Genomic DNA, 20454 nt, shown 5'->3' with positions numbered 1-20454 from the left:
AGTGCAGTCTATAAGCATTCTTGACAAATGAGATATTTCTCCTTATAGATGAATTAATTTCATCTATAAGGAAGAGTAGTCCATGTATCCAAACCTACCCTCCCTCAATTCCTTAAAGGTTTTTGATGCAGCTGCGAGGCTCGGTAGCTTTAAGAAAGCTGCGGAGGAACTCTTTATTACCCCTACAGCAGTATCCCATCAGATAAAAAGCCTGGAAGAAACGCTAGGCAGCCAGCTGTTTGAGCGTAAAACCCGCGCAATACGATTAACAGAAGAAGGAAGGCTACTCGCAGAAACAACTTCACGAGTTTTTCAGCAACTTGCCGCAGCAATAGGTGAAATCGCTAACTCAAATAGTGTGATTTCTGTCAGTACAACTTCATCTTTTGCTGCACTGTGGCTGGTTCCCCACCTGGAGCGCTTTTATCAGAAGCATCCTGGTATCGAGATATCCATTTCGACCGGTGAACAGATAGATGATATTGAGCGCGACCGACACATTGATATAGCTATTCGCTACGGTGAATTTGATCCAAAAGCCAAAAATACCACAAAGCTTATTACTGAATCAGTGGGTATGTATGCTACGCGGAACTACTTATCAAACAAAACCGATCTCGAGCAGGCGCAGCTATTAGAAACCAAGTGGATCAACCAGTCTTTAACCCCACTCAGTTGGAAATCCTTACTTGGCAACTTCAATAAAAACCTTACCTTTCGTCAATATGATCAGGAGTATCATGTTATACAAGCCGCACTAGCGAGCCAGGGGATTGCATTAGTTAGCTCCCTACTGATTCAGAATGCCTTACAGAACGAATGGTTGGTGCCGTATAAAAGCGCAGCTATAAAGCAAAAGGCTGAAGGGCTTTCATACTACGCAGTAATCCCAGGCCGTAATATAAATAACGAGCAGGTTAGTGTGTTTCTTGATTGGCTACTTGAAGAAATAGCATAAATCATATATACAATTTATACGATATCGCCCTTACGAGCAAAACTCGAAAGGGCGACAAACAAGCCGTCACTAAAAAGCAATAAGACTTAAAAATTAAAGGCAAATAATATTTTCTGCCTGAGGGCCCTTGGCGCCCTGGGTCACTGTAAATTCTACAGCTTGCCCTTCCTGCAATGTTTTAAAGCCACTGCTGGCAATATTGCTGAAGTGTGCAAAAACATCGGGGCCGGATTTTTGTGCAATAAAACCAAAACCTTTGGCTTCATCAAACCACTTAACAGTACCAGTCGTTGTGTTAGACATAATAAATATCCTGAGAAAATAAATTGATCATAGTTGACCTGTTGGTCGAGCGGGCAAAAACTGAGAATTTAAAAGAGACAGAACGAAGGATTATGACTAAAACTACGAGTTGAACTAAAATAAAAACTGGGCGTTTATACCAGCTATCAGGATAGTAGCACCTAAAGCTAACTCTTGTCTATAAAAATAGAAATTAAGGGAAGGAATGAAGCAGATAACTCAATAGCTGTATTATAAATGGCCTACTTTAAAGATTTTCCTCCTAAGCTATAGTTCACTCAGCGTCCTAGAGTGCTCCCACTAGGGAGTTGTACCTTAGGGAGTGGTACCTAGCTCCATACGAAAGCGCCTTCTTAACTGTTTGAGAAAGGTCATCGGGGCCAGCCTGTACAAGTAGGCTCCAATCAGGCTTATATCTTTCGGAAACCAACGCTCCCTGCCCTTTTCTAATGCCGTCATAATCTGATTGGCCATCCACTCAGGGCTACGCACCGCTCCCACCGTGCTCCTTTGGTGCTTGGCCTGCCCACCATCTCCAGCTAAAGCGTTTTGCTCAATCGTTGTAGCCAGGAAACTTGGGTAAACCATTAATACACTAACTCCATCGTTGCGCACTTCCTCACGGAATACCTCGAAATACTGGTGCAATGCACTCTTGGCTGCACAATAGCCCGCGCGCCCCAATACCGGCATCCATCCAGCCATTGAACTGATATTTACCACACAGCCAGAGGCCGCTTTTAGCCCCGCAAACAAGCCTTGAGTAAGCTCTACCGGTGCATGGTAATTCACCACCATCACCTTGCGAATAACCGCGCTGGACGTTTGTGTAGAGAGGCTTCGGTGTGTAATGCCGGCATTGTTTACCAACAGGTCAACTCTCGAGCACTCATTCCGTAAGGATTCAACCAGCTCCTCTACGGCCAAATAATTTGATAGATCAACGGTATATATCCTGACTCGAACACCGATAGCCCTGAGTTGGGCCTCTCTTTGGCGAAGTTTTTCAGTGGAAATATCAACCAGAACAAATTCAGCTCTATATTTTTTTGCAAGGCACAGGGTAATCGCCCAACCCAAGCCTTCGGCAGCCCCTGTAATCACAAAAGTCTTCTGTAAATTTTCCGACTGATTTGTGTCCATCTCAACTCTCCTCCACAGACAAGGGAGTTTTACTGGAGAGTGCTACTATGCCGAGTGCCCTTTCTGCAAACAGGTGAAAAACCTCTTTTGAAGTCTTCTCCGGAATAAACCCCAACTCTTCTTTTAAACGGCGATTATCCAGTACCGGCCTGTATTGCAAAAAGGCCACGTGGTCTGGGTGGGTATCCGTTAGGTGGAGGCTGTAACCCAGCCAGAGAACCGCTTTTATCAGCCATACTGGTGGTCTCATCAGTGGTTTGGACAGAATTTGACCTATTTCCTTGGGGCTGAGACTGCCATCACCGGTTAGATTGAATATGCCACTGTTCCCAGCACTCACACCAAGCGTGAGTGCGCGGATCACATCCTGATCCCAGATAAAGACAAAGGGGGAATTATGCCCACCGGGGTCCAGAAGTACTTTTCGGCTAAAGAGTGCGCTGATCTTATTATTGGTGTTGGCACCTAAAACGGAAGACACGCGAAATACCAGTTGCTTGAGATACGGATACCGCTCACGGTATTCAGCCAGCAACTCCTCTACTTTACGCTTGTTATTGGAGTAGCCAAATTCAGGGTTCCCCCTCAAGGGATGATGCTCTTCGAGCCTGGGTGGATTATCCGGATAATAACCATAGGCGGCGCCGCTACTTGTCACAGTGATATGTTCAACCCCAGCGTAGAGACAGGCCTCTAATACATTCCTTGTGCCTTCCACATCTATACGGTATTCAGCGGCATGATCACGACACGCAGCCATTACCGACGCTAGATGAATCACATGGGTTATAGATTCCGCCTGAATAAACTGACCAAGGTCTTTATCACAAATATCCCACGCCAGAATGGGAAAACTCGCGGCTCTAGTTCGAATATCCATCCCGATCACAGGGAAAGTCTTCCTCAATTGCTCCCCAAGCTGATGACCGATATATCCCGCCGCCCCGGTAATTAAAACCCGCTTGTTCATTCTGAGGCTCCTATCAGGAAGTCGCTTCTGATCCATTTGTATGAAAAACCTCCTCTCGCGGTAGCAGGTCTTTTTGTAAATCTGCCTTATGCGTTCTGAGTGCCTTTAAATAGGCCTCTTTATGTACGTAATACGCCATGCGCTCAAGATCCAGATAACGCATACCGCCGTTTACACGATTTGCCGATCTCTGCTGGATGATTTTCCTAAATCTACTAGCAGACGGTGCACCAGAAATTAACTGGCGAATATAAAGGGCAACAAGCTCTGCTTGCTTGTTACGCCCTTCCCACCCCAATCCAGCCGCTTCCACCATACCCATCATAAATAGGTTATCGGATTCAGGATGAAATACATTCAGATACAGGCTCGGTGCATAACCACTCCAGTTCAGTTCACTGCTATCGATAAACGGATAGTGCAACTTGTAACCGGTGGCCTGTACGATCAGGTCATATTCTCCACATCCACCCTCTGAGAACTTCACCTTATTCCCATGCACCGATTTGATATCAGACCTGGGGTTGATATCGCCATGGCCAATATGATGCAGCAGTAAGGAGTTGACTACCGGGTGGGATTCAAAGAGTCGGTAATTGGGCTCTGGCAAACCATATTGAGATGGGCTGCCTAAAGAGAATTTGACCAGCGCTTTTGTAAGGCGCCGCTTAACAAAGAGAGGTAACCGAAACTTGCCGCCCAGCTGATCGATAGGCTTACCGGCTATGTACTTCGGCAGAAAGTAATAGCCTCGGCGCAGGCTGATATCAACGCTTTTCGCTTTATGGACTGCGTCTACAGCAATATCCGCTCCACTGTTGCCACAACCAATCAACAGGACTCTTTTTCCAGCAAAGATTTCAGAGGACTGGTATTGTGCAGAATGTAACAACTCCCCGCTAAATTGGCCTGGAAGTGCAGGCTGATTGGGGTGGTGCAAAGTGCCGCTGGCAATGAGTAATCCGCTAAACTCCCGAGTTCTTTCCTGCCACTTTCTACGAGTGGTAATCAGCCAGTTTTCTCCACTGCGCTCACATCTCAAAACTTCTGTGTCGAACTCGTAATGGCCGTAAAGGCCAAATTCTCTCGCATAGGAGCAGAAGTAATCCCGCATCTCCCGATGACTTGGGTAGTCAGCAACACTCTCCCCCATCGGAAACTCAGCGAATTCAGTCATTTTCTTGGAGGAAATAAGGTGGGCCGACTCATACATAGTACTAGTGGGGTTATCAATATCCCATAAGCCACCCACATCACTGTGCGACTCAAAGCCAATACAGGGAATACCGCATTTGAGTAAATTTCGAACGGTGCAAAGCCCCATAGGACCGGCACCAATTACGGCGTAAGGTTTCACGGTAGTTGCCCCTCCCTGTTGACTTGTTTAAGAGCCGAGCCAGAAGGAATATATCGTGACAAACACACTAAGGATCGTCATTATCGGGCAGGTACTAGTTATTTTGGGACATTCATAATGGATTTGACCGACACCAGAAGCGTTAATCTGAGCTATACCAAAGCTTTACTAGAGGCTTTAGCCAGCATGGATCTCCCTATACCGGGGGAAACCAATAAAATCCTGTCCCAAATACACCAGAAGGAACGCATCTCTATTCATCTGCAGGAGCGGCTGTGGGAGTCGGTAATCAATAGCTACCCCGACACTCTACTGGGTATTAAGCTCGGGCTTGCCATGCAGGCCAACCAAATCGGCCTAGTTGGTTACCTGCTGATGACGCAAAAAGATTTGGGAGAGGCGATAGAGCAATTGATTAGTTACCACCCACTGCTGGGCGAAGGTGGGCACTTTGAACTGCGACGCGATGCATTCTCGGTAAACCTCTGCTATCACCCCAACTTCCTGAATTTTGCGCAAATCCGGGTAGAAACGGTGCTCGCTGCTTGTATTGCGCAAACCCGAATGTTAACCGGTGGGAGGTTTCAGCCCCTCAAACTACTGCTCGCCTACCCTGCGCCTAGCCTTGCCCTGCAGCAACGCTATCAGGCACTGTTACAAATACCCGTTGAGTTCAATGCAGGGATTTCGGCAATCCAATTTCCCACTAAAGATCTGTCGCTGCCATTAATCGCCGCAGATAAAGAAGTGGAGGCCTGCTTAAAGCCAAAGGCAGAAGCCCTCCTACAGGCGCTTACAAAGAAATCCCTGCACCGGAAAGTAACCCTATTGCTGCAGCAAGCTCCAAACTTAACACGTGAGCAAGTCGCACAGCGCCTTTGCCTTAGCCCAAGGCACCTAGCGCGAAAATTACAAGAAGAACAACTTAACTTCCGTGTACTACAGGATGAGGTACGCAGCTATTATGCGAAGCAGTGGTTAAGAGAGGGCGAAAAAACCAACCTAGAAATTGCCGTAGCACTTGGGTACGCGGATGAGAGTGCGTTTGGTAAAGCTTTTAAGCGTTGGGAGGGAACATCTCCTAGCTCGTTTAGAGAGCTTATAATCCCTATAAATAAGAGTTAGCCATCCAAAATCATGAAGAACTCTATTTTCTATACATGATATACAATAAGCTCGAAACCATTCACACCAACATTTTTTGAAAATCTTAATTGATGATTTAAACCTTTAAAACACTCCCATACCACGTAAAAATCACCTTTATTAATTTTTAATTCTTAATATTCACTCATAATACTCTTTACAGGAGCCACTTAAGAATCATAATTTAATAGATGCACCATCAGGACAGGCCCTACCCAAAGGACCAATATCATAAGTGACTGAAGACTTAACCGAAGGAATTGAAAAGAACAAAAAGGTTATTTTTTAAAGCAAGGTCTAAAAACCATTAACCAATACAATATCCTACCCCATATTCAAACCAATCTTAATCAAAAATTGATTCTCGAAAGCCAAGTCAGCATTCACGACTTACTCCCAACTATATAATCCTCCTGAATAACCATACAATGCCAGCACTTAAGACCACTTAAAGCATTCATTCTCCCAGCCTTATCCATTACCTATCGCATTCTTTCCACTGAAGTAGAAGCCTTTTCGCGATACTAGTATGAGTGCGATGCTTCAAAAAACGTATAGACTCAGGATACCGATCACGTAATTTACAAACACCGTTTAACCTCTCAAAATAATTGAGAAACATTTCATTTCCTGACGCCAAGGACACCCAGTAAAGAGCGTCATCTTCTAATGTAAAGTATCGCCTATAAGCATCTATACCTCGCTCACAAGGAAACTCCTCTCCTATTATCAAGAGCAAAGAATTTTTTATAAATAAATACTTTCCCCTCTCATTTGTATCAGGATCTATAGAACACAAAAACTTATCAGTATAGACAGGCTCACCATTCGAGTAATTGCGCATCTCCGGAATCAATTTTATTAAAGTTGACCCTGCCCCTTCCATAAAACCAGATACCTTTCCATTCAAATCTGAACTCTCAGAATCTGAATATGCCTGAGAACAGCCGCAGAGAAGCACTATTAAAACTATTAAAGACCTAGCCATCAAAATACCCTATAAAAAGACATTTTCGAAAGTCAAATCAGCACCGACCACTTACTCCCAGCCCTATTGTTCTCACAAAGAGACATATAACACCAACATTTTACTCTGAGCCCAGTTATTCCTTACTCATCCTTACCCAACCCCCTAAAAGAAACTATTTTCTGCAAAAGCACAACAGTGATTAACGGCAAAAAAGAAACCGCAACAAACCACTCTCTTTCTGAAGCCCCAGCAAACCCTCCCCTTAAAAACTGAAAAGAAATTACTGAGATAAGCGCAGAAGATAAAAAACCATACCTTACGAGCCTTACCTTTAGTTCATACACACCAAGTAGATCATAAATTTTTAGGCCGAGCATCAATGCACAAAACAACAAAATTACTCGCAACAAAACCCAAATCTCGACCTCGACTATCCCTACAAACCAAACAGGAACTAAGGCTAAAGCAGTACTAAAGATTAAAATAAATTCCCGAACTTTTCTATGGCTATTCAACTGGAATCCTCCCCGCAGCCTCACCAACAGCTGCATTAAACCAAATGATAGGTTTGATTGGTGCTGGTGCCCCTTGATGTGCCATTGTTGTAAACACTTCTCTAGTAACATTTACACCAAAACGATACCCATTACCGGCAGAAGGGTCAGTAACCAAATCATAAGTGGATTTTCCTAATTGGCCATAACCGTAATAACTTAACCCACTAGTACAGGCTGAGAAAAAACCTCCACACAAAACGCCAGCACCACCAATAGCAATATATTTTTGATCGCGATAAAAATTATGGTTAAACACTCCCCAAGAAACCTCTTTAGAAGTTAGTGTAGATGCAGCCAAGCTTGATATAACTCGATGGGCACCCAACCTATATTGGGCAACTCGAAGGGCCCCCTGATCGACATTCAAATCCCCCTCCATTGCCGCTAACCCTTCTGCGGCATATTGATATGCAGCTGCATCATCAAGTTGATTCCATTGGACTTCAGGAACCATTTTCCCCACTAAATCATCATCAGAGATATTTTTATCAGATGCCCTTGAACTAACCGCCTCATGAAATGCTCCTGTCGCTGCACCATTTGCAAACTTACCACCAGTAAGCTTAGAAATTGTACCACCCAATATAGCTCGGCCAGTAACGCGAGCAGCTCTGTTGCCTATATTTCCTATTAGTGGGCCCGTAGCTGCCATTGCTCCAGCAGAAACAAAACCATGCCCAAACTTTCCACCTTGCAAAACACTCATTGTGCCGCCCACTAAGCCAGAATAGAGAGCTGCTTCACCCAAGGAAATAGCACCAGCTTCATAACCAGTACCAATTTCTCCAAACGCGTAGGCCGAAACATAAGCTATAGCTCCTGCTTTAAATGCGTCCCCCCAAGATGCTCCATGTCCTTTAGCAGATGCCGCTGCGTAGGCAGCACAACCTGCTGGGCCTCCATAATAACAAGCCGCAGCTTGAACAACCGCATTAAGAATTGAACTCTCAGTAATACCCAAGATGTCATCGAATACCTCTGAGAAAAATCCATAGCCACTTGGATCAACGCCACTCAGAGGGCTATTTTTCCCGTAGCTGTATCGGTTGTAGCCTTGAGTATTAAACTTACCATCAACAATAAGGTCCGCCTGCATAAAGCGCCCCAGACGCGGGTCGTAGATACGGCCATTCATATGAATCAGCCCCACCTCATCCAGCATTTCATGGCCGGTGTAACCACGGGTGGTGCGGCTGTGATCGAAGTTCGATAGCGCAGTCAGGGATAACGCATTCCAGTTGGCGCTATTGCGGCGCTGCCCCCAGGCATCGAAGGACATTTCCTGCACTACCTTACCGGCCTTATCGGTAATGAGATCCATGGAGCCCAGGTGGTCCTTGTAGAGGAACAGCTTATCAGTCGAGAGTACCTTGAATTCCTTGTCGGTTTTTACGGTATAGACCGCCGTGCCCACCAGGTGACGCTTCCACTCGATCTCATTGGGCTTACTGGACTTCTGGATACGCTCGATACCGCCGATATACCAGGTCTCTGTCACCTCGCCATTACTGCTATTGGTATCCTTGCGGTAATAGCGGCTGTGGCTCGGGCCATAGAGGAACTCTGTGGTGTTATTTCCCTTTTTTATCAGGGAGGCTTTATCGAAGGTGGTGTAGCTGATGGTGCGGCCACCATCAAAACCATCCGAAGTCATATTGCCATTGAGGTCATAGTTATAGCTAACGCCTCCGGCGGTTGTCACCGCATGGGGGCCAGCGCCATTTTCACCATAGATATAATCCCCTACGCCGGCTTTAAAGGTGATATTGCCGATAGCGTTGTAGCGGATATCCTGTTCGGACGTACTTAGGCCACTACAGTTGACATTGCTGTTACCAATATGGGTTTTTATCAAACGGTTGAGCTTGTCATAGCAGAAGCTCTCACGCAGATCCTTGCTTCCGCTCTGGTTGTGACGGCTGGTGAGATTGCCGAGGGTATCCCACTGGTAGCTGATATCTTGGATACCAAAGGCTCCCAATACCGTAGAGGTCTGCTTTGTTAGGCGGCCGCTGGCAGCTTCGAAAGTAAAATTAGACGTTGCGCCGTTACCCAATAGCTGCTCTTTCAGTTGGCCGCGAGCGGTCTGGGCTTTCACCTCTTGAATCAAGTCCCCGGTGGCCAAGTCTACTACCTTGTAGAGATATCCATAGGTATTGTAGAAATTCTGAGTCCCTGATTTGCCACCATCGAGTATACTATCGAGCGCATCGTAGCTGTATTCGACACGGCCATGACCATCAAATACCGTGGTGGTGACATAAGAGGGTTGTGTACCAGCCCCATCAAAGTCCACCGCCTGGATATGATTTCGGCCAACTTGGTCATACTCATACACCGCCTGATATCCAGAGACGCTGTCCATAACCATTTCCACCAGGCCCAAACCATTGGCTGCACTGTCATACAACCAGATGACATCGCTAGTGGGGGCGGAAGAGCCTTTAGACTTTTCAATACGCGTGGACTGTCTGCCCAATTCGTCGTAGGTTAACTCTACGGTGTGTCCATTTGCATTGGTTTGTTTTTTCAGCTCACCAAAGCCGGTATATTCGTAGTGCCACTCTCCCTTATCGGGATCGTCCATACGGGTTTTTCGGCCCAGATCGTCATATTCGATTGTAACCACAATGGGATAACTGAGACCGTCGCCCTCGTCGATATGAGCACCTGCAGCATTGGTTTTACCCCAGGATTTGGCTTTATACAGGTTACCCTGGCTGTCATATTCGTAGGTGAGGCGGCCATCAATCGCATCGATGACTTCTACCAGCTCCCCAGCAACATTTTTGATCTCAGTTTTTTGCTGGCCTTTATCATTCGTGGTGATGGTCTCAAGGCCGCTGTAGGTGATGCTGGACACTGAGCCATCTGGCGCAGTGACACGGCTTGGGCGGCCGAGCAGGTCATACTCCATTTTGGACCATAGGCGGGTATCACCAGAGAAATAAGGCTCACTGGCAAACTTCACGCGGCCTAGATTATCGTATTCTTTATCGGTATAGATTTTACTGTTGAAGCCCTTGGTTTCAGTCCGTATAGAGCGCCCCAGTGCGTCGAAGTATTCCCTACTCCAGCTACCGGTACTGCTATGAGTGGTCACCATATATTGTGCACCGGCCGGACAGGCGATAACACAACGATCATAATCCGTCAGCTTATCCGCGCCGGTATTGCTCTGGCTAATGGTTTCACGACCAAACCCATCGTAAGCGAACACGGTTTCCAGCCCATTCATCCCTTTAACTTCCAACGGAGCGCCAAAGTGGTTGCGGGATACTACCCTTTCGGTTAGGTGATCGAGGGCATTGTAGCTTTCAAACACATAGCGGCCCGAGAGGTCATACAGCGTTCTTGCACTGCGAGCGACTTCGCCGGGGGCAGTTACCGTCTTCTTACTAACGTTGCCAAAATTGTCATATTCATAAGCGGTAATCTGCTTGTACTCTGGTTTATTAGGTTCAATAACCTCGGTTTTTAAAAGGCCTTTATGTATGCCCGATGCATAATAGCTAAAGGCCGACTCACGGATATGGCTGGGCATACCTGGGCGGGAACTGGTCACCTTTGTTGCAGTTAGACGGCCCTTTTCTTTTTCCCAAACATTGCTGCCATAGGTATTTTCCGTTTTCTTAGCAAACTGGTCACCAGAGATGCCGTCTTTAGTGACAACGTCAATACTGAGCGCATTGCCATAGGTATCGTAGCTGTTTGTGGTGGTAACACTTTGCAGCAATTCTCCCTGCGCACTACCGGCACCCTTCAAGTCATAAGTTTCTTCCACCGCTTGATAAATATAAGGCTGATAAGACGGCAGAGGTTTCCCGCTACCATTCCAGCCCTGTAGACGCCAATTGTTGCTCGCTCGGCTTAGCAGTTGCCCTTCTGCTGAGCGAGTTTCTGTTTGTAGGGGCATACCTACAAAAGGAAAATCTTGTCGATAGGTGGTTTCTGTTACTACACCAGTTTGATTATCAGTGGTGCTAACTTTTTGGAAGCCTAACATCCCTCTTCCAGCAGCCTGGAGTTTCATCTGATGGTAGTGGTAAGAAACCGAGCTGAGGGCGGACTGGTCGACAGAACCAGGTGCTGCAGCGGCGGCAGGGGCAGAACTTTCTACCTTAGCCACCAAATACATTGGGCTTAAAATATCCAGTACAGGCTTGTCTTTACCTAAAGTTTGGCTTCCGCTTGGCAGTATCCATTCGCCATTTAATGCAGAGTAGAAATCGGTCACACTTCCTGATGTAGCTACATCCAAACGAGAATAGACTTCTCCATCTACCATATTTTCATAAGTGATCTGGGTAATATTGTCCAACCCATTATCAATCTTATGAATTACATTACGTGGAGTATTGCTGTATTGCGAATCTTTTGAGTTATCCAGGCGGGTATATACTTTACCACTGGAACTTTCATAGCGATGATAATCTGGCTCGCCATCCCCATTAGTATCAGCAAACCAAATAAAGTCGTTATCCTTCAGATCACCACAGGCGATATTGAGTTCTTTTGCCTGCGAGGTACAAGGAAAAATAGCATCAAAAGTCTTACGGTCATCAGTGTCAACAAAAGTACCGGTGTTCTGATCAAAGAAACGTACATAAATAAAATCACTATAAGAAACCGGCCAAACAAAGTCTTGGTAACCATCATTATTTAGATCAACAAAAGTTCCCTTACTGCCCCCCAAGTATCCCAAACTAACAAATCCAGTTCCTGTACTTAGTTGACCAAACAAGCCACCAGAGTTTCCTGGATAGGCAACATCCGTTAGGCCATCCCCATTAATATCTACTGCTATCGGGCTTTTTGAAGTATTTGTTGTAGAGAAAAGGCCAATTGAGTGAAACTCTCCCGCTTCCTGATCAAATACTGCTGCTTCAAATCCAGCGGAAGTTGCCACCAGAATATCCATAGCTCCATCGCCATTAAAGTCCCCTAAAGTATCGGGTACTCGGCCGCTAGACTTCATGCTGTTAGCACCAGAAATATTTAAGGGATAACTGGTGTATTCATCACTGAATTTATAATGCTTATAAGATGAAACGTCATCCCCTGAAGGCTCCATCAGCCTAACGAGTACTCTTGCACCCGTACTGCTGCTATAGCTGACAGAAATATAATCAGCCAGTCCATCACCATTAAAATCAGCAAAGATCGCATCTTTATTTGATCTACCCGTACTTATTGGTCTGGAATCCAATTTCCAACGCTTACTTCCAGTATCATAACGGCTTAAAAAAACATGCCAATAATTGCCTGGAATTCCATACTTGGTAGTACGTGGATTGTAGATCGCCAAATCATGCCGACCATCGCCGTTGTAGTCCAACACTCGTATCGAAAAACCCTCACCAACATTGGCACTGGTAAAATACTCGGAAGAAAACAAGCCACCCGTGAAATTTTGTTTTACGAACTTCGAGCCATAAGAAATCGCGTATTTAACACGAATGTCAGTATCACTCCCATCGTCATTGTACCCCTCAATCCAAACGATATCCTGCTTGCCATCTCCATTGAAGTCAGCGTACTTATAATCGCTCAAAAATCGGTTATTGGTAGGAGAAAAATCAATAGCTTCTGACTGAGTTCCGTATTGCATCCATGGAGCTTGCAGCCATTCAAAACTGATTGCAGGAAGACAGTTAGAATCTACACACTCTTGTAATGAAGTTAGCAATGAGGTTCTGTCATTATATTTCTCACCGGGAATAAATGGCAGAACCGGCTTATAACCCAACTTATATTCGCGTATCACTCTACCATTAGAACTGGAGATAATCTTATCCAGGCGCTTAGTAGTACTGAGTGCATAACCTGCGGTATAGCCTCTAAGGTGCTCAGGACGATCTTCATAAACAAACTCTACATCCGCCTCATAGAAGCCAGAACCATAAGCGTATCGAATTGAACTGACACGGTGCCCTGATTCTGAATCCCCATCATACAGATACTCAATGTGGTTACCGACACTATCCTCAAATCTATTTTGTGCCCAAGTAAGTACATTGCCTCCTACAAGCTGCTTAGAGTCATCACTCTCGCCGTAATAACTGACTGATCCATCCTTGCGCTCTACCATAAAGTGGTTCGGATTTCCAAGGCTGCCGCCAAGTGAAGTTACCTTGACAAAGGAATCCATTTCAGTTTTATATACGGCACCAACAGCGCCATATTGAGAGTCATTTACTGTTATTAGGCGCTGACCATCAAGGCAGAACCTGTCTGAGTCTGTCCAGTTGATAGGCCCCACATTTCCATCAATTGACAGCGTCTGACGGCAGCGGGAAATTCCAGAAAGACCTCCAATAGCCCACCCTTTACCGACTAAACCATTACTACCACTACTGCTATAGTTCAGGGAGATTTCTGGTACAACACCAGCTGTACCAGTAGCCGTTGCTATTGGAAAAGAGTAAGTTGCCGCACCGGATTCACTAACCCGGAATTGGCCTCCAGAGGTTCCAGCCATATTGGGCGCTTGAATTGTGGTTGGAGTGGTATAGCTACCAAAAACCCCAGATTCATCTGCGTGAAACATAAAGTCTCCTACAGATATATCCGCCCTACCATCATTATTTTCATCCAACACCACAATAGAGTCAGGGTTTACACTGGTGAGAATGGCCGCCGCATAAGAAATTTCATCATCCCGGTTTTCAACCGACAGGGTCTGAACAAGCTCTGGTAGCCCATTCCCTTGGGCATGTATAACCAGTGGCATGGTATCGATAAATAGTAAGTCTGTTGCGTCGTCACCGTTGAAGTCCCCAAATACTGAAAGACTATCCTCAAGCTGATCGAGATTTGCGACTTCTTGTTCTGTCAGGCTTATTTCAACCGGATCTTTATAGCTCTCGCTCCCTCGATTTAAGTACAGAACAAAGTTCGGCAGCTGGGGCATTACCAGAGGAGAAGCAATATCTCCATGTATAAGAATTACTGGTCTATTGTACTCAAAATAAAGGTCTTCACGTCCGTCATCATTAACATCCCCACGATAAACCGTATATCCATTCTTCATAATCCCCGAAGCGACAGCTTCATGAGCAGAAAAAGTGACAAAGAGCACCAATAAAAAATAAAACGAAGTGCGCATAAACATCTCTAAAAGGCATCACCGGGGATTGAAGACATAAAGCACGCTAGAAACCGTACTTTATAAATGCATTTTTATAGGAAAACTTTTTATAAAAAACCTAGAAAAACCTACCTTTGAGAGCAACACCCCCATCTAGCGTGCCAACCCAACAAACCCAAAAAAATAACCACCCCCTTAAAAAACTGACAAGTCAAACCTGCAGAGAAAAATATCCCAACAAATAAAAATAATAAAAACGGAAAAGCTCACTAAAAGCAAAAAAAGAAACAAAAAAACATTAAAAATACTTTCAAAAAAAAGCGAAAGTTCAAGCGCAATGAAATTATTTTTAACACCCCCTTCTCCCAGAAAACACAAACCCATATAATCAGCGCCATCAACTGGCAAACGCCGCACATTAAACTAACTACAGCTTTACCCTTCATGAAAAGAGCACTCTTATTAACTCTGATTACTTTATATGCCAGTTCAGCATTTGCCGGCATTGAACGTTCCCCAACTTCCCAAATACAGAGAATAACGTCCTATTATAATGGTGACGTCAGCATTATACTTGAGAACAACGGAAGTTCTTGTAGTGGAGGTTATTGGCTTAAAGTTGATGATATCGGGTATTCTTCAAGCATAAGCATGCTTTTGGCAGCTTATCATAGCGGCGACTCGATTAACCTTCGTGGTTTTACTGATGTTTTATGGAGTGGGTCAAGCAATGCTTATTGCCACATCTACGCCATTGAATACGGATATAAATAATCAAACCCATTCTCTTAGGTGAGGTATCCTTCACGGGCACTATCTCACCCCGAGAAAACACAACAAACTGCTTTCTTTTCGACTCAAGAATAACAACAAAAAACAACATAAAGAATCCAATTGTGCCCTCTATTACAATACAACTAAAACGTGAAACCAAACCCTTTACAAAATTTCAACACCAACTAAAAACGGATACTACCTACTTACAACACTCACCAACAGAACAGGACTCTTCAACTACCCCCCATAAAACTAGAGTAAAATATATATTTCTTTCAGTTGAATTATAAAACTAACCATCTCTCTGGTTTGTTAAGCACCCCCCACTATGAGCACAATTAGACTCGCTCAGTTCGATCAGATTGGTAAAGCCAACAATTTATAATTCATGGCAAGCAAACTTTAGTATTAAATTTTGCATGCTCGCTTTCCTTTATCACACCGTAACATCTAAACGAAAAATCTATTACGTATATAATTTTGGATGAAATAACTCTCTGCCGCGACAGGACAGGCCGAACCACTCCAGGCAACCAGCATCTAAAACTGTCACCACTGCCCCACTCTTTTGATCTTCACAAAAAGCGATATTGGTGGGGCACTTCCCGCAAGTCGGAATGCGCTCAGCCACCCTGCCATCGTGATCTAAAACACTCACATCACCCAAACAATCAATAAAAATTAAACAAGGCAATCAATAGAAGAATAATCACCAGACAGAGCAGAAAATAATAACTGCTAGCGCTCAGGACTCTTTGTCAGTAATTATAATAGCCTTACAGGTTGATACATTTCTCCAAACAATCAGGGAAGTGAAACATCAACTACTGCAATCGAACTCCAATATTGAATCGGGAGTACCCAGCATTCGGTGGCTTTTAGTAAAACGGCGTAGAGAAGCCTCAGTCAGCTACCCTCATTGGCGAAAACGCCTTTGGTATTAGTCAACTTGTGGAAATCCCTATGGACAACCTCTTCCACATTAGTGGTTTAGGTCAGTGTGCGGCTGTATTATGGATACTTAAAGTAAGCCGAGAGAGTCGGCCATTTACCGCACTAGAACCTAATCACCATCAGATAAAGATCCCCCCACTAGGCCTCTGGAAAACCCTACAGACCACCAACATAAACTATTAGGATATCTTTAACTACACGATTGCAGGGGTTGGTAGAGCTGTCAGTCAGTCATGTGCGCCTTCTTGGTCTGATGAGTAGAGCCCCTGCAGCTCCTTCTATCCTTCGATATTGAGCCTAAGATTCACGTAAATGGGCTTGTTGGGGTAGCGACTATTTTCCTTGATTATGTCGTGGATAGCATCAAACTAGGAAATGAATTAGATCACCTCCAGATCACGCTCACGCCAAACTTGAAGTTCAGAGGTACCTTTGTAAAGCTCCGCTCCGTATTGGTAAGGTACTCCTCCAACCCCACTTTCATGACAACTTCAAGGAGTTGTTTGATCAGAGAGGTCAAGATGCCATCTTTGCCATTGAGGTCTTTGCCTTCACCCAAAGCTTTGATGATGGCATCCAATTAGAAAGTAGGTTTGGTCATAGATAAACTCTTTTTAGTTAACCGTAAAGAAATGATAAAGAATTTTCAATACCCCAGAAAATGATAAACTTCTACCAAATCTGGCGAAAAAATATTGGAATACTCAGAGCCCAGCAGCCAAAAAGAATTGACTGCTAAAAATTATCCATCATTGGCTTGCTGCCCTCTGCTCACCCCTTACTTACATATTTTTTATAATCCATCTTCTTAAAGTTTTGCTCATCTGCTTGAGACATATACGGAACAATTCTTTCAATTCTCTCCAGCGCCCTCACTATAAATTTTGGTCTATTTTTCGCAGAGGATGAGTTATAAGCGCCCGGGTATATTTTATCTACAAAACCCACATCGTAATTTATCTTTTCCGCCCTAGACTGAATAATTCCAATATTACCGGAAAATTTTCTACCAATTTTACTGAAGACATATTTATAAGTTGGCATGATCTTCCAACCATTCCTGCTCTCATCTTGAGCCAGTTTTTTTACTGGAGCACACATATCGAAAACAGACAGCTGCTTATCCGACAAAGGTTTATTGAAAATTGCCCAAGCATATAATGACTTTCTAAAGCATTTAATACATTTCATGCAAGGCTTTTTAAAAAAACCGTACTGGCAACTAGTTGGGATATCATCAAGACCATAGTGATTCGCCAGCCTCAACGTTCCAAGCTCTCCCAACCCATTGCAGGGATACTCCAATGGTAAAGATACAGCCTCAAATAATGTACCATGCCGAGTAGTAAGATCTTTATTATAAATAGTTTCATCTCCTGTAAAGGCAAATGAAATATCTCCAGTCAAAATATGAGACAAATTCAATTTGTCGGCGAGTAATATACAGGGAATTGTAAACGCATAACTATCGGGATAAATACACCAGTGCCCATTAGTGCTCAAAAATTCAAAATCACTATAAACTACAATTTTCTTGAATCTTGCTGGCATGGCTTCTAAAGTCTTGACATTTGAAGATGTATTATACCAAGTTTCAAATGGGCCTATATCGGGATGAAAAACTCTAGCTAAAAGTACTAGCGGTACGCCCTCCTCTAAAACTGAAGCAACACCGACACTATCCACGCCTCCAGAAAATGATACTGCTGGTGATTCACTAATTGCTTGTCTAGGCTTAACGTCTGCAGCATTGACATATGCTATATTTGGGTAGGCCCTCTTTATCGCTTGAGCCATTTTATATGATACCGGCCTATCCATAACTAAAGTACTGCCGATATAAGGGCTTATAATCTTAAGTGCTGCTAAAGCGCATAAGTCAGGGTGTGGGAGCTCCAGGTCATCCCGAAAGAAAAAACGAGCAGAATTTCCACCTAACTTTACATTGGATTTACCTGCATTTGTTGATCGAGCGTGACGAGAATCATCTGCACATAGTTGAAATGAAAATTCAACTATGTACTTTCCTTCATCTTTTCTCGAAAAAAAAGTTGATCGCTTAATTTTTTTGACAAAGACCTTCATTAAAAAATATCCTAAACCCAATCATGCCTAACTAATATATTATATGCATTTGATACGTATATATCCATAAAATTTAATACAACTGCTTGAGTTAGATAGCCGTACTCACATTAAGGTTTGATTTACCATCGCCCCAAAAGGATACTCAGCTGGTAGAGATTCCCTTAGGGAGTGGCCTGTCTGTATAAAACACAATCATCCTGCAGGCGTCCTCTACTACCACTAGGTATGGCAGTTGCAATAGGAATATAGGAGAGGTTAGCCAACTACTACTGGACACTGCTTAATATCTTGAAATCAGTTATTCTTGCGGTCTCATGAAATAATAAGACCAGCAAACGTGAATAGATTTAAGTGAGAATTAACCGACGCTCAATTGGAGTTGATTGTACCTTGCCTTCCCCAGCTAAAACGTGAAATAGATGGCCCCGAGCCCATTGATAACCCTGCATGTTTTGAAGATATCTTATGAATTTTGCGCTAAGGAGTCCGATGGAAGGATTTTCCCCCACCTTACCCATCGCAAAGTACTTGCTGGAGAAGGCTTCAGTTTGGGAAGAACCGGGCGCTTGGCTGGAGGCTTGGCAAAAATTTCTCGGACAGCCCGATCAAAGATCCCTGCTTGACTGGGAAGAAGTTTTTCGGATGTCAGCTTTGCTTCAGCAAAAAAAGGAGCAGAAACTGGAAAACCAAGCAGGCAAGGGTACAAAGTGGACGGTGGTGGTCAATGACAAGGGTATTCCATTGGGATACACCGTTACTTCGGCCTCACCAGCAGGAGTAAATTTATTACATCCACTTCTCAATGTCATCTATAAAAATACAAAATATCGGCGCCTAGTGTACGACCAAGCTGCAGATTCTGCCCCCTTACGCAATAGCTTCGCCCACCGTAAAATTGACCTGAATTGCCCTCACCGTAGGAATAGAAGAAAGCCTTCGAAATAAGATGGTAGATAACTTCGAAGGCATATGTGACGCTGGAAAACTGAGCGAACTTATGTATGGCTCGGAAACTACTACTGCTTGGCCGTTAGGTGAGATCCCTATTTGGCTTCTAGAGCTTTTTTCTATATCGACTGCATGTTTATTACGCTAAAGAAGTTATGAAACGGCTTCTGAACATTGCGCTATTGTAATCCTACATTTTCTTTTGTATTAACCAAGTAAAGTTCGTATCTCGGGGTGATATAAATCTCTACCTCGGCAGGGCAGGCCCAGCCATTCCAAACAACCAGCATCTAAAACTGTCACCACCGCCCCACCCTTTTGATCTTCACAAAAAGCGATATTGGTGGGGCGCTTCCCGCAAGTCGGAATACGCTCAGCCACCCTGCCATCGTGATCTAAAACGCTCACATCACCCTGACCAAATACGGCACAGTAAAGCCGGCCATCATCACCAAAAGCCATTCCATCAGGCCCAATAAATTCTTCTGGTGATCCCAGGTTAACATTGCCAAATAGCTCAGGGTCACCGGGGGCTGAGGAGCTGAGATAGTAGCGGTAGATATTTCCTGTTAGGGTTTCTGCCACATACAGTAAGTCATCGGCATCAAATGCAATGCCATTTGGGAATAACAAACCCGTATCCACTAAGCGTAATACGCGGCCATTACGAGGTTCAATTTCAAATACCCGCCCATCATAACCACACTTTCGGAAGTCAGGGCGGATTGCCTGCCCCTCAACAAAGCTATCCGGATCAATGCCGGAGTCTGTCATATACAGCAAACCATTTTGACCAAATACCAAGTCATTGGGCCAAAGATAGGGGCGCTCTGCAGGCCCCCCATAAGTATTGAGGACTGTCCCATCGGGCCTCATGCATACCAGCTTTTTCCCCCCGCCTCCCGCTATCCAAAAATTGCCATCGCCATCGATCGCCATACCATTGGGGCGCCAGCCGGGATGGCCGACCTGATGATATCCTCCACATATATCAATGCGACTAACACAATTCCGCGCGCTCGACATTTCAGCAACGAATATCTGGCCGTCAGGTAAACAAACCGGGCCTTCCGGTTCCTGCAAGTCACTGTTCAGCACACACCTTTCCATAGGATTTACCGTTGAATTCGTTCCTCTCTACAGAACAATTTAAGTCGCCTTATTATTTTATTCATTGTTTTCTGAACAATCAT

General features: G+C 44.4%; 12 protein-coding genes. 4 read left to right on the top strand and 8 right to left on the bottom strand.

Annotated features, from left to right (window positions below):
• Positions 1–82 precede the first annotated feature (82 nt).
• Positions 83–958, top strand: coding sequence for a LysR family transcriptional regulator (locus ACJJH9_RS08445; RefSeq protein WP_444924939.1), 876 nt, complete (start codon positions 83–85; stop codon positions 956–958).
• A 93-nt stretch (positions 959–1051) separates the two neighbouring features.
• Here ACJJH9_RS08445 and ACJJH9_RS08440 read toward each other — a convergent pair whose 3' ends face one another.
• The 4 genes from ACJJH9_RS08440 to ACJJH9_RS08425 all read right to left on the bottom strand — a co-directional run bounded on the left by ACJJH9_RS08440 (position 1052) and on the right by ACJJH9_RS08425 (position 4731).
• Positions 1052–1261: a cold-shock protein gene (locus ACJJH9_RS08440; protein WP_020412807.1), complete on the bottom strand. Its 210-nt coding sequence runs from the start codon at positions 1259–1261 to the stop codon at positions 1052–1054.
• Positions 1262–1576: 315 nt separating this feature from the next.
• On the bottom strand, positions 1577–2404 hold the full coding sequence (locus tag ACJJH9_RS08435) for an SDR family NAD(P)-dependent oxidoreductase (protein WP_444909753.1): 828 nt from the start codon (positions 2402–2404) through the stop codon (positions 1577–1579).
• Between the two features lies 1 nt (position 2405).
• Positions 2406–3374 (bottom strand): SDR family oxidoreductase, encoded by a 969-nt coding sequence (locus ACJJH9_RS08430; protein WP_444909754.1) that lies wholly within the window; start codon positions 3372–3374, stop codon positions 2406–2408.
• Between the two features lie 13 nt (positions 3375–3387).
• Entirely contained in the window at positions 3388–4731 is a 1344-nt protein-coding gene (locus ACJJH9_RS08425) for a flavin-containing monooxygenase (RefSeq protein WP_444909755.1), read from the bottom strand.
• A 117-nt stretch (positions 4732–4848) separates the two neighbouring features.
• On the opposite strand from ACJJH9_RS08425, the gene ACJJH9_RS08420 reads away from it, so the two are divergent.
• Positions 4849–5856, top strand: coding sequence for an AraC family transcriptional regulator (locus ACJJH9_RS08420; RefSeq protein WP_444924938.1), 1008 nt, complete (start codon positions 4849–4851; stop codon positions 5854–5856).
• A 1131-nt stretch (positions 5857–6987) separates the two neighbouring features.
• Here the strand turns inward: ACJJH9_RS08420 and ACJJH9_RS08415 are convergent.
• Both ACJJH9_RS08415 and ACJJH9_RS08410 read right to left on the bottom strand, forming a co-directional pair.
• Positions 6988–7362, bottom strand: coding sequence for a hypothetical protein (locus ACJJH9_RS08415; RefSeq protein WP_444909757.1), 375 nt, complete (start codon positions 7360–7362; stop codon positions 6988–6990).
• The gene (locus ACJJH9_RS08410) at positions 7355–14512 is read right to left on the bottom strand and encodes an FG-GAP-like repeat-containing protein (protein WP_444924937.1); all 7158 of its coding nucleotides are present in this window, start codon (positions 14510–14512) and stop codon (positions 7355–7357) included. The genes ACJJH9_RS08415 and ACJJH9_RS08410 overlap by 8 nt, the downstream gene beginning before the upstream one ends.
• 426 nt (positions 14513–14938) lie before the next feature.
• On the opposite strand from ACJJH9_RS08410, the gene ACJJH9_RS08405 reads away from it, so the two are divergent.
• A complete protein-coding gene (locus tag ACJJH9_RS08405) occupies positions 14939–15268 on the top strand; it encodes a hypothetical protein (RefSeq protein ID WP_444909759.1) in 330 nt (109 codons plus the stop codon).
• Positions 15269–16996: 1728 nt separating this feature from the next.
• On the opposite strand, the gene ACJJH9_RS08400 is transcribed toward ACJJH9_RS08405, so the two are convergent.
• On the bottom strand, positions 16997–18310 hold the full coding sequence (locus tag ACJJH9_RS08400; RefSeq protein WP_444909760.1) for a DUF6395 domain-containing protein: 1314 nt from the start codon (positions 18308–18310) through the stop codon (positions 16997–16999).
• A 492-nt stretch (positions 18311–18802) separates the two neighbouring features.
• Between ACJJH9_RS08400 and ACJJH9_RS08395 the strand changes: the two genes are divergently transcribed.
• Positions 18803–19258 carry a hypothetical protein gene (locus tag ACJJH9_RS08395; protein ID WP_444924936.1) on the top strand — a complete coding sequence of 152 codons (456 nt, stop codon included), beginning with the start codon at positions 18803–18805 and terminating at the stop codon, positions 19256–19258.
• Between the two features lie 210 nt (positions 19259–19468).
• On the opposite strand, the gene ACJJH9_RS08390 is transcribed toward ACJJH9_RS08395, so the two are convergent.
• Positions 19469–20359 carry an SMP-30/gluconolactonase/LRE family protein gene (locus tag ACJJH9_RS08390; protein ID WP_444909762.1) on the bottom strand — a complete coding sequence of 297 codons (891 nt, stop codon included), beginning with the start codon at positions 20357–20359 and terminating at the stop codon, positions 19469–19471.
• Positions 20360–20454: the final 95 nt, after the last annotated feature.

The sequence above is a fragment of the Microbulbifer mixtoriginis (SeqCode) genome, from assembly GCF_052466715.1.
This window is presented reverse-complemented; position numbering and strand designations above follow the sequence as displayed.

Coding starts and splice junctions, on each gene's coding strand:
- ACJJH9_RS08445 (WP_444924939.1), top strand. CDS start 83: ATGTATCCAAACCTACCCTCCCTCAATTCCTTAAAGGTTTTTGATGCA.
- ACJJH9_RS08440 (WP_020412807.1), bottom strand. CDS start 1,261: ATGTCTAACACAACGACTGGTACTGTTAAGTGGTTTGATGAAGCCAAA.
- ACJJH9_RS08435 (WP_444909753.1), bottom strand. CDS start 2,404: ATGGACACAAATCAGTCGGAAAATTTACAGAAGACTTTTGTGATTACA.
- ACJJH9_RS08430 (WP_444909754.1), bottom strand. CDS start 3,374: ATGAACAAGCGGGTTTTAATTACCGGGGCGGCGGGATATATCGGTCAT.
- ACJJH9_RS08420 (WP_444924938.1), top strand. CDS start 4,849: ATGGATTTGACCGACACCAGAAGCGTTAATCTGAGCTATACCAAAGCT.
- ACJJH9_RS08410 (WP_444924937.1), bottom strand. CDS start 14,512: ATGCGCACTTCGTTTTATTTTTTATTGGTGCTCTTTGTCACTTTTTCT.
- ACJJH9_RS08405 (WP_444909759.1), top strand. CDS start 14,939: ATGAAAAGAGCACTCTTATTAACTCTGATTACTTTATATGCCAGTTCA.
- ACJJH9_RS08400 (WP_444909760.1), bottom strand. CDS start 18,310: ATGAAGGTCTTTGTCAAAAAAATTAAGCGATCAACTTTTTTTTCGAGA.
- ACJJH9_RS08395 (WP_444924936.1), top strand. CDS start 18,803: ATGGAAGGATTTTCCCCCACCTTACCCATCGCAAAGTACTTGCTGGAG.